Raw genomic sequence first — 15,703 nt, forward strand, 5'->3', positions numbered from 1 at the left:
TAGTCATAGCATGTGTTAAAAATAGGTAAATATTCCGATAAAATGACCGTCAAGTAACAAATAGGAGAGTGGGTCAAAGGTATGGTTTTTAGAATTATTTGGAAAATCATGTTACTATGAAGGGGAAAGCTAGTGGGATAATCTTTTAAAAGGAGAGATTATAATGGGCAAAAAGCGAAATTTGGTACTTTTTATTGCTTGCAGTTTGGACGGATATATTGCGACAGAAGACGAGTCTCTTGAATGGCTATTTAAAGTAGAAGGTGAAGGTGATAATGGCTATTCTGAGTTTTATGATACTGTTGATACGGTATTAATGGGAAAAAGGACATACGATTGGATTATGAACCATAATGATACAAATAAATTTCCTTATAAAAATAAAGCCTGCTATGTGTTTACAAGATCTTCCTTGGAAGATACCAATGATGTGAAATTTGTTAATGGTGACCTGACTAATTTTGCGAATAAGTTGAATAACCAAGATGGGAAGGATATCTGGATTGTTGGCGGAGGAGAAGTGTTATATTATTTTTTACAAGAAAAATTAGTGGATGAAATCATTATGACAATTGCACCAACAATTCTTGGAAAAGGAATTCCTTTATTTCGAGAGGGAGACTATCAACTAGAACTATCTTTAAAAGGAATTAGGAACTTTAATCAGTTTGCAGAATTGCACTATGAAGTTAAGAGATAAAACCACTTCAACTAACCCCGTTTCTGTCATGAAACGGGGTATTACAGGTTGCCTCATTTAAGGATCTCTTTAAAATCTTTCCCTTTTTGTACATAATGGACACTAGACATCTGCAGCATTTGCAAGTCTTTTTCAGTCAGTTCGCGGACGACCTTCCCGGGAGACCCGAGAACGAGCGAGCGCGGCGGGATTTTTATCCCTCCTGCTAGAAGTGTATTTGCCCCGATAATACATTCCTCGCCGACTTCCACGTTATCAAGCAGGGTAGAACCCATGCCGATAATAGAATGATTGCCGATTTTGCAGCCGTGGAGGATGACGTTATGGCCAATTGTGACGTCGTCGCCAATGATGACAGGGAATCCTTCATACAGGTGAATGGTAGAGTTATCTTGGATACTGCATCTTTCGCCGACGATGATTGGCCCGTCATCTGCCCGTAAAACGGCATTAAACCATACCGTCGAATCTTTTCCGATTTGGACATCACCAATTAAATAGGCGCCAGGGGCCACAAAGACTGATTCATGAACTTCAGGGGATTTACCGTTATAAGGAATTCTCATGTCACTTTCCTCCAATAACTATCTGATTATTTCCATAATTATAACATTTTATCATAGGAGTATGTGAAATAGAATAGCAGAATTTGATATTATTAGAAAAAGGGAAGGTGACAACTTTGACAAGGACAATTTTTACAAACGGAAGAATCTGTACGTTTAGTGCGGACAAACCGTTGGTCGAAGCAGTAGTAGTTGAGAATGGAAGAATTATGGAAACAGGAACACATACCGACATGCTGCTGCAATGGGGGCGGGAAGGCACTAAAGTCATTGACTTGGCAGGGAAGATGGTGACGCCGGGGCTGATTGACAGTCATTTGCATCTTTCTGGAGTGGCCTTCAACTTACTAGATTTGGATTTAGTAGGGGTAAGGTCCAAGGGCGAAATGCTTGAAAAAATTAAAGCGAGGGCTCGAGACTTGGCTCCAGGAACTTGGCTGATAGGCGTGGGCTGGGATGAGAATTTATTTACGGATGGAACCATTCCAAGTATGGAGGAACTGGATCAGGCTGCCCCGCACTGCCCTATCTATTTAAAGCGTGTTTGCCATCATGCGTTTTTGGTCAATTCAAAGGCGTTGGAAATTAGTCAATATCACCCTTCAATGGATGTTCCCCCAGGAGGAACGGTTGTTCTTAATCCGGATACCGGCAAACCAACGGGGCTATTACTGGAATCTGCCTCAAAACTGGTTACGAAGCACATTCCAGAGAGATCCTATGAGGAGCTTAAACAAGGTATAAAGCAGGCGATGCAGTTTGCCATTAGCAAAGGTTTAACGAGTGTACATAGTAATGATCCATCTTGGTTGGGCGGTCTGGCTCAAACCTATCGAATGTATGATGAGCTGATCAATCAGGAAGGTCAAGGCCTGCGCTGCAATCTTCTAATAGATTATCCTTTTTTAAAAGAGTTGAAGGAAAGAGGAATGTACGCTGGGTACGGCAATGATCGTTTGCAAATCGGAGCGATTAAGATTTTTGCTGATGGGGCGTTTGGCAGGAGAACCGCCCTGTTGTCGGAGCCATACAGTGATGCTCCTGGGCAATTTGGCGATGCAATGCTAAGTCAGGAGGAATTGTATGAGATTGTTAAGCGGGCGAGAGAGCATTCCATGCCGATTGGGGTCCATACAATTGGTGATCAAGCATTAGCGAACGTGTTGGATGTATTGGATCAGTTTCCACGGCTGGCGTACCGTGATCGTATCATTCATGCTTCCTTAGTCCGCGGGGATTTAATCCGGCGGCTGCAGGACCCAAGCCGGATTTGTGATATTCAGCCGCGTTTTGTGGTTGGGGATTATCCGTGGATATTGGACAGGCTGGGTTCCGAGCGGGAAGAGCATTTATACGCTTGGAAGACCTTACTTCATGCTGGTGTATTATGTGCGGGCGGTTCAGATGCGCCTGTTGAGCCAGTGAATCCATTGCTAGGCTTGCATGCAGCCGTCACACGCAGAGCACCAGGCGATCCACATGAGGGATGGAATGTGAATGAGAAACTGTCGATGCTAGAGGCATTGAAGCTATTTACCATTGGCGGCGCTTACGCCACGAACGAAGAAAACCTGAAAGGAACGCTTGTACCCGGAAAGTTAGCCGACATAACCGTCTACACCGAAAACTTGCTGGAAATGAAAGACCCAGATGGACTACTAGAAACGGAAATCGAAATGACCATCATCAATGGTGAAATACAATTTTCACAGTGAGAATAGTGCCATGGGTGTCAGGCACCAATAGCTGATATTACACAGTCGTAATAGTGCTATCGGTACCTGACATCCGATTTTTTTAAGGGGAAATACATATTTTGTAATGAAAGCGCTTTATTAATTGTCTAAATATATAAAATAGTCAAAAAATATTGACACGCCTATTTTTCGGTGGTAACCTTATTAAAAATTGATGAGAAATCGATGACGAGAAGAGTAGGTTTAGTACCTTGTCCGTAGAGAGTCGGCGGTTGGTGGGAGTCGATGGCGGGGCTATTCTGAAGATCATCTCCGAGATGCGTAGCTGAACATTTCAAGTAGGCTATGCCGGAACGTCCGCCGTTAAAATGGAACTCGTACAGCCGAACTGATCCTGTACGTGAATCGAGAGCCGCAGCTGTCAGGAGATTTTTAGCTGCGGAAGTAGGGTGGTAACGCGAGCCAACTCGTCCCTATTTTATAGGGGCGGGTTTTTTATTTTTTATCAGGAAATTTTGAATGAAGATGCATGAAATAACAGGAGGGACTAATGAAATGAGTCAGCAAGTCGAGAAGAAAACGTTACATGTGGAGGATATCATCATTGCCAGTCACACCATTAAAGATGTGATTTCACCGACTCCGCTGCAGTATAATCATTTATTATCAGAGCGATATAGCGCACAAATTTATCTGAAGCGCGAGGACATGCAAAGTGTTCGTTCGTTTAAGATTCGCGGGGCCTATAATCGGATTAAACGCCTTAGCCCAGAAGAGCTTGAAAATGGCATCATTTGTGCGAGCGCAGGAAACCACGCTCAGGGAGTGGCCTACTCCTGTCATTTGTTAAACATAAGCGGGAAGATTTATATGCCTAGCACAACACCAAAACAAAAGGTCAATCAGGTCAAGTTTTGGGGCAAAGAAGATGTAGAAATCGTGCTGGTCGGCGACACTTTTGATGATGCGTATGAAAAAGCGATGGAATGCAGCCTAGCGGAAAACAGGACGTTTATTCATCCTTTCGATGACTACGACGTGATTGCCGGGCAAGGGACAGTCGGTGTGGAGCTCCTAAATGATTGCCATGAAAACATTGATTATCTGTTTGCAGCAATCGGCGGCGGCGGCCTGCTATCGGGAGTGGGAACCTATTTGAAGCACTATTCCCCACAAACCAAATTAATTGGCGTTGAGCCTCAAGGTGCTGCCGGAATGAAGGAATCGATTTTAAAAGGGGAAGTCACTACATTGAACCAGATCGATCCATTTGTCGATGGGGCAGCTGTGAAAACGGTCGGGTTCAACACGTTTAACATTTGTAAGGAAATTGTTGACGACATTGTCGTGGTTCCAGAGGGCAAGGTTTGCACGACGCTTCTTTCTCTTTACAATGAAAATGCCATCGTCGTTGAACCGACGGGCGCACTTTCTATCGCTGCACTCGATACATATGCTGACCAAATCAAAGGTAAAACGGTGGTTTGTGTCGTCAGCGGCGGTAACAATGATATCGGCCGGATGCAGGAAATTAAGGAACGCTCCAAGCTTTATGAAGGACTGCAGCATTATTTTATCGTTCAATTTCCACAGCGGCCAGGTGCGTTACGCGAATTTTTAATGGAAGTACTCGGACCTAATGATGATATCAGTCATTTTGAATATACGAAAAAGAACAACCGTGAAACAGGCCCTGCCTTGGTAGGAATTGAACTAAAGGATAAAGAGGATTACTTCCCATTAATCGAGCGGATCAAGACGAAAGGATTTTTATACCGTGAAATCAACAAGGATAGTACATTGTTCCAGATGCTGGTGTAGGAAAGTTGATTTTTCGCAAATAAAACCTAAGAAATCGCAAATAAACATTGCATAAACGCAAATAAGGTAATAGAAATCGCAAATAAGACTCAAGAAAGAAGTGGTTCAACATTCGTTGAACCACTTTTTTTGCGAAAAATTACAAATAAGTAGAGATATAGGAATAATTAATAAAAATTGGAAAAAATAATCATCAGGGGGTGGTAAAGATGTCCTTGTTTAAAAATTTAATGAAAAATAAAAAAAGCAAGATGAAAATTCCTAGTAAATGGGAGGAGCAGCTTGACCACACTACTACCTCAGGATCGATTAAAGAAACGGAAGAATTGCTTAAGCAACTTTTAGGGAACAATGACGGTCTTCTTATAAAGCATTTTAAAATTTTCGGTCAATTTCAGGCCATGACTCTTTATTTTTCTAATTTAATTAATCAAGACGTGATTAATAAGGATATTTTAAAACCTTTAATGTATATACCAGAACATCTACAGAGCAAAACGATTCATCACAGCAATTTAATCGAGATGATTTTGACTGAAACTTTGTACCATAGTCAAGCAAAGGCGGAGAAGAACACTGAAAGCTTAATAGAATTTATTTTACGCGGAGAGACGCTTATTTTCATTGAGGGAATCAAAGAAGCAATCCATATCGACACCCGAAGTATTGAAAAGCGAGCTATCGCCCAGCCAGAAACGGAACAGGTCATTTTGGGTCCGCGTGAGGGATTTATTGAAAGCATTACAACCAATATTGCATTGTTAAGGTATCGGCTTCCGACAGCGGATTTTCAAGTTAAGACGATGAAAATTGGCCGTCTTACCAAATCAACCGTCGCTTTTTGTTATCTGAAAGGAATAGCAAGTGAGACAGTCGTTAACGAGGTGGAAAAAAGGCTCTCAGAAATCGATATTGATGTTATTTTGGATGCGGGGTATCTGGAACAATTTATCGAAGATAATCCATTCTCTCCCTTTCCACAGGTGCAAAGCACGGAGAGGCCTGATAAAACTGTGGCCAATCTGGCGGAAGGCAGGGTCGCGATTCTTGTGGATGGTTCGCCATTTGCCTTAATGGTTCCAGTCGTTTTCAATCAATTCTATCAAACAGCCGAGGACTATTCTTCACGGTTTTTAATGGGGAGTTTTGTCAGGCTTGCTCGGATATTGGCGCTTGTGTTCTCGCTGATATTCCCTTCGCTTTACGTTTCTCTGATTTCCTTTAATCCTGAATTGCTGCCAACTGAATTTGCCGTGGCGGTTGCAGGCGGACGGGCTGGGGTCCCTTATCCGGCTGTGATTGAGGTTTTGATTATTGAAGTCGCCATGGAGGTTTTACGGGAGGCGACAGTCCGACTTCCAAAACAAGTGGGCGGGGCTTTATCGATTGTGGGTGTTTTGGTGATTGGACAGGCTGCGGTTGAGGCTGGGATGTCCAGCCCGATTACAGTTGTTGTCATCGCCTTGACCACGATTGGTTCGTTTGCAACACCTGCCTATTCAGCTGCATTTGCACTAAGGATGCTAAGGTTTCCCATCATGATTTTAGCAGGGATTTTTGGATTATATGGAATCGTGATTGGGGTTATTTTTATTTTTAATCATATGCTTTCACTTAAATCATTCGGCGTGCCGTATATGGCACCTGTTTCTCCAGAGGACTATCCGGGGATGAAAGATGTCGTCATTCGGAGCCCATTATGGTGGATGCCGAAACGGCCGGCCTTTCTACATCCTAAAAATCAAAGTAGACTTGGTAAAGACAGCAAAACCATCTTAGAACACAATAAAGTAGGTAATGATCAGCGGGAGGGATCGAGCAGTGGGGGACCCAAGAGAAATAACGACTCTTCAGGCAACAACAATTCTAATTAGCACGATTATTGGTGTCGGTGTTCTTCCGCTTCCTTTGTTCGCTGTTCGGGCAGGTGACACCGGAGCGCCATTAGTTACCTTATCCGGGATTCTTTTAGCGGCAGTTGGATTATTTATTCTGACGAAGCTAAGTATGCGGCATACCCAAAAAACAATCATTACTTATAGCCAGGATATCATTGGGAAGTGGATTGGCAGGTTTTGCAGCCTACTTGTGATTATCTTTTTTTTGATTCTAACTGGACTTGCTGCCCGGGAGTTTGGGGAAGTGGTTGTTTCTGCCGTATTGAGGGAAACGCCTTTAGAGGTTACGGTCATTGTTATGCTTTTACTTGCATGTATTAGCTGCCGGAACAATATTAATGTGTTTGCCTATATTCACAATTTCTATGTTCCGATTATTTTGGCCCCAGCATTGATTGTTGTGGCATTTTCATTAAGAAATGCTAACCCTTTATATTTGCTGCCTATCATTGGGAATAACTATCACGACATGTTTGCAGGTATGTTAACAATATCAGCGTTGTTTCAAGGTTCTTTTATTATTACGATGATTATTCCGTCCATGAAAAAACCAAATAAGGCGATGAAAGCAAGTTTTTGGGGGATTTTTATTTCAGGCGGTCTATATTTGTTACTTGCCATCGCTACTGTATCCGTTTTTGGACCAGAAGAGATAAAACAAATCTTTTGGCCGACCTTGGAACTGGCGCGGACAACTTCCATGCCTGGAAATATCCTGCAGCGGCTGGACGTTATCTTTCTAGCAGTATGGGTGACAGCTGTATTTACCACGTTATTTTCTAGTTATTACTTAACGATTAATTCAATTAAAGAATTGGTTAAATTAGATGACCATAAAATGTTATCCTATTTTATTCTGCCGATTGTATTTACCCTGGCGATGCTGCCTCAGAACATCTTACAAATGTACAAGGTTATCCAAAATGTTGGCAGAGCGGGTCTTGTTATTACCATTGTGTACCCTGGTTTGCTATTAATGATTGATCTCATTAGGAGCTGGAGGCAAAAGAAACGTGTATCTCAACAATCGTAATATATGGTTATGCCTTCTCATATTTGTTCAAATCCCATTACTATCAGGGTGCTGGGACGCTCAGGAAATTGACCAGCGTGCTACCGTGATGGCAATCGGGATTGATCATGCCACTGAGGAAGAACAGGAACAGGAAGATGATATTGCCCATTTAAAACATAAATTTCCCATTCCCAATCGAGAAATGATTAAACTGACGGCTCAAATCGCTATTCCAGGCCGAATCCCACTTGGTCCTGAATCAACGGGAGGAGCCCAGAAGTCCGTTTTAGTTCTACAGGTCGTCGGACATACGATAGAAGATGCACTTGTCAACCTGCAACAGGAATTGGCTGATCAACTTTTTTTAGGTCATTTACGTATTATTGTTCTAAACGAAGAAATAGCCAGACATGGAACGAAAACTCTTAATGATTTTCTAAAAAGAAATCCACAGATTCGGAGGACAGCCTCCTTGGTAGTGTCAAAAGAACCCGCATCCACTTATATGAAAATATCACCTGAGCTTGAACGCATTCCTTCGTTATATATGGCGGACATGGTAGATAATTTATCAGCACTGGGGAAATTTCCTCCCAGCTTTATCGGCTTATTTTGGACACACCTCTCCAGTAAGGGGCAGGATCCGTACCTGCCATACTTAAAACTCAAGAAGGGCGATAACATTCAATTAAATGGCCTAGCTTATTTTAATGGTGATAAGATGGTTGGTAAAACTTCACCATTAGAAATTGGGATCTTTATGTCGGTAATCGGAATAAAAAAAGGAGGATATGGAGCCTTTGTGGAAGTTCCAGGCACAGACGAGGTGATCGTCTACAAAGCCATTTCTCGAAAAACGAAAATCGAGCCAAGCATAAGAAACGGAAAACCACATGTTACTATCAAAATTCGTTATGAAGGTGAGCTAGAGGAAAGGGATCAGTCACAAATACTATTAAACAGTTCCGAAATAATAAAAAAAATTGAGGATGAAGCATCAAAGGATGTCGTAAAGTCCACAAGGGCCTTAATCCGAAAGACACAGCAGAAAAACTCGGATATTTTTGGGTTTGGGGAACATATTCGGGCGAAATTGCCACGCTATTGGAATTCACGAATAAAAACGAAAGAAACTTGGGAAGAACTTTATAGTGATCTCACTTTTGATATTCAAGTAGACACTCACATTCATCGAGTCGGAATGAAAGCCAAGTAATTGCATTGGGAAGGACGGAGAATGCTTGTTTATTGGTTTTTTGAGCTATTTAATCACCCTCTTTTATGTCACTGGCATGTTAATTTTACTAACCGACGTAAAGGCCTATAAAAATGCTAATTTAAAAAAGGAAAAAAAAGCCTCGCTCTTTCTAGGGTGGACAAACATTTCATTTGGTTTTCTACTCATGACGGTACTTTGGGTGTACAGACAGTTTTTCTGGTAAATCGGTATTGAAAAAGTATTGAAGTTATCGATTCTTGCTTTATAATAGAAAAGTGCAGAATCAAATAAGAAAGAGAGTGTTCTTATGGGTCGTAAATGGAACAATATTAAAGACAAAAAGGCAGCAAAGGACGCAAACACAAGCCGAATTTACGCAAAATTTGGCCGTGAGATTTATGTTGCGGCACGCAGAGGCGAGCCAGATCCGGATGCAAACCAAGGTTTAAAATTTGTCCTAGAACGCGCCAAAACATACAATGTGCCAAGACATATTATTGACAAGGCGATTGATAAGGCAAAAGGCGGTTCAGAAGAAAACTACGATGAGCTTCGTTATGAAGGTTTCGGTCCAAACGGTTCGATGATCATCGTGGATGCCTTGACAAATAACGTAAACCGCACAGCATCAGAGGTTCGGGCCGCGTTCGGAAAAAATGGCGGCAATATGGGTGTCAGCGGATCTGTTGCCTATATGTTTGATGCAACAGCTGTTATCGGTGTTGAAGGCAAAAACGAAGAAGAGGTTCTCGAATTGTTGATGGAAGCGGATGTCGATGTCCGCGATGTGATTCCGGAAGACGAGCAGGTGTTAGTCTACGCCGAACCAGATCAGTTCCATGCTGTTCAGGAAGCATTCAAGAACGCGGGTATAACTGAATTTACAGTTGCGGAGCTCACCATGCTAGCTCAAAACGAAATTACACTTCCGGAAGATGCAGTGGCGAAATTTGAAAAACTGATTGATGTACTGGAAGATTTAGAGGATGTTCAGCAGGTTTATCATAACGTTGACCTGGGTGAATAAGAAGAGAAGCAGACCTTTTTTTGAAGGTCTGCTTATTTTTTGACTGATAAAATAAAAACGGTTGCAATGATGGCTAATGATCCGATCCATTCAGCCACGCCGAACGAGACTTGAAGCCAGACAACAGCCAGAAATGCAGCAGACATCGGCTCGACACAGGCGAGTAGGCTTGCTTCTGATGCCGTGATATATTTTAAGCTTTCCATATAACAGAAAAAGGCAATTAAAGTTCCAAAAATGACGACGAATACCACGGCCACGAACGATGGGAGTGACCAGGTACCCTGGAACACCCAAGGAGGACTGATGAAACTGAACGCGACCCCGCCAATGAGCATCCCCCATCCAACCGTAATCAATGAACCCCATTTTGCCAACATCCTGCCCGGATAGAGGGTATAGAACGCCAGTGCAAACGCGGACAAGATTCCCCAAATAAAGGCGGGGAGTGATATGGAAAGGGCACTTACATTCCCCCTGGTTACCAGCAGGAACGTTCCACCGAGTGCAAGTATAATGGCGATAGATTCATTTTTGGACGGCCATGATTTTGATTTGAGACAAAGGTAAGCCGCAATAATCACCGGTGCCAGGTATTGAAGCACCGTTGCCGTAGCGGCGTTTCCGTATTGAATGGCAGCAAAGTAGGTATATTGCACCCCGAGCATTCCGATCACACCAAAGATAATGAGCTGCAGGATATCGTGTTTATTTTTCCAAACGCTCCATATTTTTTGTTTTCCTGCGGTATGGGCAAACAATAGTAAGCCTGCACCCGAAAATAACAGGCGGATTACGACCAGCCAGCCTGAGCTGAACCCTTGCTGATGGAAAAGAAATTGTGCCACCGAACCGGAAACACCCCAAAATGTCGCCGCAATCAGGACGAGTAGTATCCCTTTTGTCCGTGGATAGGGCATGGTTGCGCCTTGTGTTGTCATCTATGTATCCTCCAATCCAGCCTTAAATGTTTTATTGAAAAAGAGTACCCGAAGGCCGCTCCCCCAATCTATTATTTTCCTTGGAGCTCTTTTATGCTTTTTCCAGATGTATAGGCATGACCTGTTTTAAATTTACCCACTGTATTAAACCCATATCTTGCATAAACCTTTTCAACTCGTTCATTAATTGGAAACACCCACAAATGTTGAATTCCACGTTTTTGTACCTCTTTTTGAATATGAAGTATCAACTCGCCAATTAAGCCTTTCCCTCGATACGCTTCAAGCGTTGCCACACTTTCCATTCGAGCCAGGCCGTTATGCTCGAATATACAAGCTGTGGAACAGGCGACACCATCATAACGCAGTAGATAATGGGTGTAGGCGGGATGCTTGAACTCCTCTGGAAATGCCTTTTCGCGGACTTCGCGGCCGCCAAATTCTGTTATGTTGCACTCAATTTCCAACGCCTCTTGGAAATTTGCTTCGGAAACAACTTCAATTGTCACCTTGTCATTGGAATGGTGCTCATGGATTTCTTTGGTCCAGGTTTGCACGGGGCTGATTAATTCCTCGTACTTAAATCCGTAAATAGGTAATTCTTGAAGTAGATTTATGTGATTTTCAGGATAATAAATATAAAAACGCGGTGTTAAATTCTTATTTTTATAGAATTGTATGACTTCTTCAATTATAGCTTTTGGGTTGGCAGGTACATCAACAATTTGAGCATGATTGGCATCGTAATAGCTGGGCTGCGCCTCATTATAGAACAAATAACCCCAGTCTCTATTTATTCGGTTCGTAAAGGTATCCAGATAGGCCATATCAAGCTCCAGAACTTTTTTTAATAAGTCTTTCAAGTTAGTAACCTCCAAAAATTGCAAATATTATCTTAATTAAATCATATTTTATTGTTTCAGTGCTATTTCCAAGAGATGAATATTTGTGATATTAATCTTGTATCTATGTGGTAGCGGAGTGCTAGCATGTAGGTGAGCTACGATAGCAGGAGGGGATCTAGACCGCTGTGTCAGGTACCTTGCATTACGCTTTAACGGATAAAAGAATTAAAGCATAATTGTTGTTTAATTGTGGGAATATTGGTACTATACTTTTTAAAGTCGAAAAAGGAAGGATGGAAATGGATGTCAATTGAAAGTGTAAGAGAGCATTTTAAACAATGGGATCGAGACCAGGATATTATGGAGTTTGATACTTCAAGTGCAACGGTTGAGCTAGCAGCCGCCGCAATTGGCGTCGCTCCAGCCCGAATCGCCAAAACACTATCGTTCAGAGGTGAAGGTGAAAACGCCATTTTGATCGTGGCAGCCGGTGATGCCAAAATTGATAACAAAAAATTCCGGCATACATTTGGCATGAAGGCGCGTATGCTGACACCTGAAGAGGTGCTGCAACAAACTGGACATGCTATTGGCGGTGTTTGCCCGTTTGGTTTAATAAATAAACTCGAGGTTTATCTGGATGTATCGATGAAGCGGTTCGAGACTCTATTCCCTGCCTGTGGCAGTACTAACTCTGCGATTGAATTAACCTGTGAGGAGATTGCGCGATATTCATTTGCTAAAGATTGGGTGGATGTATGCAAAGGCTGGGAGGAAGAAGATGAGCTAACGGAACATACAGGGTAATGTGGTTAGTTAATTTACAGTACATATGATTGCAATCGTCTTGGGTGACGGTTGCTTTTTTTCAGACTTAAGACGTAGGTAATCTCAGCCGAAGTCTTGATTTCATGACATCGCAATCCTCTTATAATAAAGGTAATTAAAGGAAAATCTTAGGGAGGCGTTAGCGATGACGTTTAATATAATTTTTTTTACGATTGAGATTAGAAAAAAGGCGGCAACTCTAGAAGCAGCCATCCATCAACAGCAGGTTGAAAAGCTTTATGATGAAAACAGAGACCGGCAAATATCAATGCTTCATATGATGTAACTTGGATGAAGGACATCTTTCTAGTGCAGGCTATGAAGAGTGTCCTTTGAACAAATGAAACGACTCCCAGATGCTTCTAGGAGTCATTTTTATTTTTTGCCAGCTCTTCATTGTTTTGCGGTCCCGGTGGTTGTTCCATCCAGTTATGTTGTAATCTCTCCTACGTAAACAGGTGAATGTTCTTTTTCTATTCTTTACCAAAGGGTGAATTTTCATGAAGAAGCAGGAAGTGATTCCCGCTTTGTGAATACCTTTTATTACAGTCTTTTTAAATAAACATAACTGACCTTGTCATAGTCCATTTTCTCTTCATAAAAACGATGAGCGTCCAACCGCTGCACCCCGGATGATAGGGAAACAATTCCGTAGCCATTTTCCTTTGCCCAAGCTTCCACGTAGGACAGAAGAGCGGCACCATGGCCTTTTGAACGATACTTGGAATCTGTGACCAAATCGCAAACCCAGATTGCTCTGCCATTATAAAGGGTAATCATGTGCTGATAGCCGACTACAGCGGCGACTTGTTTTTCTTCGTATAGGGCCGCTAATTGGTAGCCTTCTTTTTGGACAGCTTCTTCCACTAGTTCCAAGTAACTTTGCTCATCAAGGTGAGTTCGCAATTGCTTCATTACCGGGAAAGCATCCAGCCATTCTTGTTGGGTTTTAAGTTGTTTAATCATTTGTATTCCTCCTTTTAACTAAATTTTACCTAAAGCTGATATAATCAAAAGTATCAGATTTCAAGTTTTTGATGGTACCAGAAGGGGGCTGCAGATGTTTGAACTAACGCCAAGCTTTAATGAAAAAAGCAGTACACCGCTATATTTACAGCTTGCACAATACTTTAAGGAAGAGATTTTTAATGGAAGAATCCGGCCAATGGAAAAATTGCCATCCAAACGCAAGTTGTCCCAACATCTTGGGTTAAGTCTTAATACAATTCAAGCGGCCTACGATCAGTTAGCGGCAGAAGGATATGTGGAGAGTAAACCTCGACAAGGACTGTTCGTGGCAGAAATAGAAGAGGAATTGTTACATAAGCAGGTTACACCAGATGAAAACAGTGTGGACGAACCTGAGCCATCTCCGCTTATGATCGATTTTAATTCAGGTAAGGTTGACTTGGAATATTTCCCGTATTCTATTTGGAGGAAGTTGAGTATTCAAGCGCTCTATCACGACCAGGGAGAGCTTTTTAATATGGGCCATCCCCAAGGAGATAGGGCGCTTCGGAATGAAATTGCTCAGTATCTTTTTCAATCGCGAGGGGTTAGGTGTACGGCCGATCAAATCGTAATCGGAGCGGGAACCCAGGTACTGATGGGACTGTTATGCTTGATTTTAGGGAAAGACCGCGTATTTGCGGTTGAGAATCCCGGTTACCATCGAACAAGAATTATTATGGAGGACTTTGGCGTTCGGACTATTCCGGTCTCTTTGGATGAAGATGGTCTGGATGTCAGACTCTTGAAAAAAATGGATGCAAGTGTTGCCTACGTAACTCCGTCTCATCAATTTCCATACGGAATGGTCATGCCGGTTTCAAGGAGAATGGAGTTATTAAAGTGGGCGGAGGAAAAGGATGGCTTTATTATTGAGGATGATTATGACGGTGAATATCGCTACAAGGGCCGGCCGATTCCTTCACTTCAAGGTCTGGATACCAGCGGGCGAGTTGTTTATTTGGGGACTTTCTCAAAAGCCTTGATTCCGTCCATCCGTATCAGCTATATGGTTTTGCCTCAGAAGCTGTTGAACAAGTATCAGGAGCACTTTGCTGTTTATAAGCAGACCGTTTCGCGGCTTCATCAGGACACTCTTTTTCGGTTTATGAAAGAAGGGCACTGGCAAAGCCATTTGAATAAGATGCGAACCCTTTATCGTCGGAAGCATGGGAGTTTGCTGGCTGCCATTCGTCGTTATATGGGCGAGCATGTTGCAGTAATCGGGGAGAAATCGGGGTTGCATATCGTATTGGAGGTAAGGGTTGATTTGACGGAAGCGGAGCTCGTCGAATCGGCAATGTTGGCCGGAGTAAAGGTATATCCAGTGTCTGTTTATTATGATGATCCGAGAGTAGTTGAGGGTGGACCGAAAGTGGTCATTGGCTATGGCGGGTTATCGGAGTCTGAGATGGATGAAGGGATACGGCTTTTGGCTGAGGCTTGGGGGATTTAGTCTTTGGGTTTGTGGAAGGTTTTTGGGGGAATTGAAGCGATCATAAGACACGTGCCTTTGGATTTTCTCGTGAGCCGGTCACTATGAAGTGTTCATAAGACCCGTCGCCCCGGAAATTCCCGCGAGCTGGTCGCTATGAAGTGTTCATAAGACCCGTCGTCCCGGAAATTCTCGTGAGCCGGTCGCTATAAAGCGTTCATAAGACCCGTGCCTCCGGGAATTCCCGCGAGCCGGTCACTATAAAGCGTTCATAAGACCCGTGCCTCCGGGAATTCCCGCGAGCCGGTCACTATAAAGCGTTCATAAGACCCGTGCCTCCGGAAAATCCCGCGAGCCGGTCACTATGAAGCGTTCATAAGACCCCTCGTCCCGGAAAATCTCGTGAGCCGGTCGCTATGAAGCATTCATAAGACCCCTCGTCCCGGAAAATCCCGCGAGCAGGTCACTATGAAGCGTTCATAAGACCCGTCCCCCCGGAAAATCCCGCGAGCCGGTCACTATGAAGCGTTCATAAGACCCGTGCCTCCGGAAAATCCCCGCGAGCCGGTCACTATGAAGCGTTCATAAGATCCGTGCCTCCGGAAAATCCCGCGAGCCGGTCACTATGAAGCGTTCATAAGACCCTTCGCCCTGGAAAATCCCGCGAGCCGGTCACTATGAAGCGTTCATAACTTATATAGCA

The 15,703-nt window shown here is 43.0% G+C and carries 15 protein-coding genes and 1 other annotated feature; of the genes, 11 read left to right on the top strand and 4 right to left on the bottom strand.

Features of this window, described 5'->3' with window-relative positions:
- The first annotated feature begins 163 nt into the window (after positions 1-163).
- Positions 164-700, top strand: coding sequence for a dihydrofolate reductase family protein (locus tag ACZ43M_RS12990; protein ID WP_464507826.1), 537 nt, complete (start codon positions 164-166; stop codon positions 698-700).
- A 53-nt stretch (positions 701-753) separates the two neighbouring features.
- Here the strand turns inward: ACZ43M_RS12990 and ACZ43M_RS12995 are convergent, their stop codons facing one another.
- Positions 754-1,266, bottom strand: a complete 513-nt coding sequence (locus tag ACZ43M_RS12995) for a gamma carbonic anhydrase family protein (protein ID WP_464507827.1) — start codon at positions 1,264-1,266, stop codon at positions 754-756.
- A gap of 116 nt (positions 1,267-1,382) precedes the next feature.
- Between ACZ43M_RS12995 and ACZ43M_RS13000 the strand changes: the two genes are divergently transcribed.
- The 7 genes from ACZ43M_RS13000 (at position 1,383) to ACZ43M_RS13030 (ending at position 9,943) form a co-directional block, all read left to right on the top strand.
- The gene (locus ACZ43M_RS13000) at positions 1,383-2,981 is read left to right on the top strand and encodes an amidohydrolase (protein ID WP_464507828.1); all 1,599 of its coding nucleotides are present in this window, start codon (positions 1,383-1,385) and stop codon (positions 2,979-2,981) included.
- Between the two features lie 198 nt (positions 2,982-3,179).
- Positions 3,180-3,441: a binding site (T-box leader), on the top strand.
- A gap of 77 nt (positions 3,442-3,518) precedes the next feature.
- Complete coding sequence (gene ilvA, locus ACZ43M_RS13005) at positions 3,519-4,784, top strand: threonine ammonia-lyase IlvA (protein ID WP_464507829.1); 1,266 nt, start codon at positions 3,519-3,521, stop codon at positions 4,782-4,784.
- Between the two features lie 209 nt (positions 4,785-4,993).
- On the top strand, positions 4,994-6,658 hold the full coding sequence (locus ACZ43M_RS13010; RefSeq protein WP_464507830.1) for a spore germination protein: 1,665 nt from the start codon (positions 4,994-4,996) through the stop codon (positions 6,656-6,658).
- On the top strand, positions 6,606-7,715 hold the full coding sequence (locus ACZ43M_RS13015; RefSeq protein WP_464507831.1) for a GerAB/ArcD/ProY family transporter: 1,110 nt from the start codon (positions 6,606-6,608) through the stop codon (positions 7,713-7,715). Before ACZ43M_RS13010 ends, ACZ43M_RS13015 begins: the two co-directional genes overlap by 53 nt.
- Complete coding sequence (locus ACZ43M_RS13020; RefSeq protein WP_464507832.1) at positions 7,696-8,913, top strand: Ger(x)C family spore germination protein; 1,218 nt, start codon at positions 7,696-7,698, stop codon at positions 8,911-8,913. The genes ACZ43M_RS13015 and ACZ43M_RS13020 overlap by 20 nt, the downstream gene beginning before the upstream one ends.
- A gap of 40 nt (positions 8,914-8,953) precedes the next feature.
- The gene (locus ACZ43M_RS13025; protein WP_464508020.1) at positions 8,954-9,139 is read left to right on the top strand and encodes a CLC_0170 family protein; all 186 of its coding nucleotides are present in this window, start codon (positions 8,954-8,956) and stop codon (positions 9,137-9,139) included.
- 84 nt (positions 9,140-9,223) lie between these two features.
- Positions 9,224-9,943, top strand: a complete 720-nt coding sequence (locus ACZ43M_RS13030; protein WP_464507833.1) for a YebC/PmpR family DNA-binding transcriptional regulator — start codon at positions 9,224-9,226, stop codon at positions 9,941-9,943.
- 32 nt (positions 9,944-9,975) lie between these two features.
- On the opposite strand, the gene ACZ43M_RS13035 is transcribed toward ACZ43M_RS13030, so the two are convergent.
- Positions 9,976-10,884, bottom strand: a complete 909-nt coding sequence (locus tag ACZ43M_RS13035) for an EamA family transporter (protein ID WP_464507834.1) — start codon at positions 10,882-10,884, stop codon at positions 9,976-9,978.
- A gap of 71 nt (positions 10,885-10,955) precedes the next feature.
- A complete protein-coding gene (locus ACZ43M_RS13040; RefSeq protein WP_464508021.1) occupies positions 10,956-11,711 on the bottom strand; it encodes a GNAT family N-acetyltransferase in 756 nt (251 codons plus the stop codon).
- Between the two features lie 321 nt (positions 11,712-12,032).
- On the opposite strand from ACZ43M_RS13040, the gene ACZ43M_RS13045 reads away from it, so the two are divergent.
- Together ACZ43M_RS13045 and ACZ43M_RS13050 are read left to right on the top strand one after the other, a co-directional pair.
- On the top strand, positions 12,033-12,536 hold the full coding sequence (locus tag ACZ43M_RS13045; RefSeq protein WP_464507835.1) for a YbaK/EbsC family protein: 504 nt from the start codon (positions 12,033-12,035) through the stop codon (positions 12,534-12,536).
- A gap of 166 nt (positions 12,537-12,702) precedes the next feature.
- Positions 12,703-12,843, top strand: a complete 141-nt coding sequence (locus tag ACZ43M_RS13050; protein ID WP_464507836.1) for a YrzI family small protein — start codon at positions 12,703-12,705, stop codon at positions 12,841-12,843.
- A gap of 257 nt (positions 12,844-13,100) precedes the next feature.
- Here ACZ43M_RS13050 and ACZ43M_RS13055 read toward each other — a convergent pair whose 3' ends face one another.
- Positions 13,101-13,523, bottom strand: coding sequence for a GNAT family N-acetyltransferase (locus ACZ43M_RS13055; RefSeq protein ID WP_464507837.1), 423 nt, complete (start codon positions 13,521-13,523; stop codon positions 13,101-13,103).
- Between the two features lie 94 nt (positions 13,524-13,617).
- Here ACZ43M_RS13055 and pdxR point away from each other — a divergent pair, with 94 nt between their 5' ends.
- The gene (gene pdxR, locus ACZ43M_RS13060) at positions 13,618-15,021 is read left to right on the top strand and encodes a MocR-like pyridoxine biosynthesis transcription factor PdxR (protein ID WP_464507838.1); all 1,404 of its coding nucleotides are present in this window, start codon (positions 13,618-13,620) and stop codon (positions 15,019-15,021) included.
- Positions 15,022-15,703 lie beyond the last annotated feature (682 nt).

The organism is Neobacillus sp. B24, assembly GCF_055381825.1.

Coding starts and splice junctions, on each gene's coding strand:
- ACZ43M_RS12990 (WP_464507826.1), top strand. CDS start 164: ATGGGCAAAAAGCGAAATTTGGTACTTTTTATTGCTTGCAGTTTGGAC.
- ACZ43M_RS12995 (WP_464507827.1), bottom strand. CDS start 1,266: ATGAGAATTCCTTATAACGGTAAATCCCCTGAAGTTCATGAATCAGTC.
- ilvA (WP_464507829.1), top strand. CDS start 3,519: ATGAGTCAGCAAGTCGAGAAGAAAACGTTACATGTGGAGGATATCATC.
- ACZ43M_RS13010 (WP_464507830.1), top strand. CDS start 4,994: ATGTCCTTGTTTAAAAATTTAATGAAAAATAAAAAAAGCAAGATGAAA.
- ACZ43M_RS13030 (WP_464507833.1), top strand. CDS start 9,224: ATGGGTCGTAAATGGAACAATATTAAAGACAAAAAGGCAGCAAAGGAC.
- ACZ43M_RS13035 (WP_464507834.1), bottom strand. CDS start 10,884: ATGACAACACAAGGCGCAACCATGCCCTATCCACGGACAAAAGGGATA.
- ACZ43M_RS13040 (WP_464508021.1), bottom strand. CDS start 11,711: ATGGCCTATCTGGATACCTTTACGAACCGAATAAATAGAGACTGGGGT.
- ACZ43M_RS13045 (WP_464507835.1), top strand. CDS start 12,033: ATGTCAATTGAAAGTGTAAGAGAGCATTTTAAACAATGGGATCGAGAC.
- ACZ43M_RS13050 (WP_464507836.1), top strand. CDS start 12,703: ATGACGTTTAATATAATTTTTTTTACGATTGAGATTAGAAAAAAGGCG.
- ACZ43M_RS13055 (WP_464507837.1), bottom strand. CDS start 13,523: ATGATTAAACAACTTAAAACCCAACAAGAATGGCTGGATGCTTTCCCG.
- pdxR (WP_464507838.1), top strand. CDS start 13,618: ATGTTTGAACTAACGCCAAGCTTTAATGAAAAAAGCAGTACACCGCTA.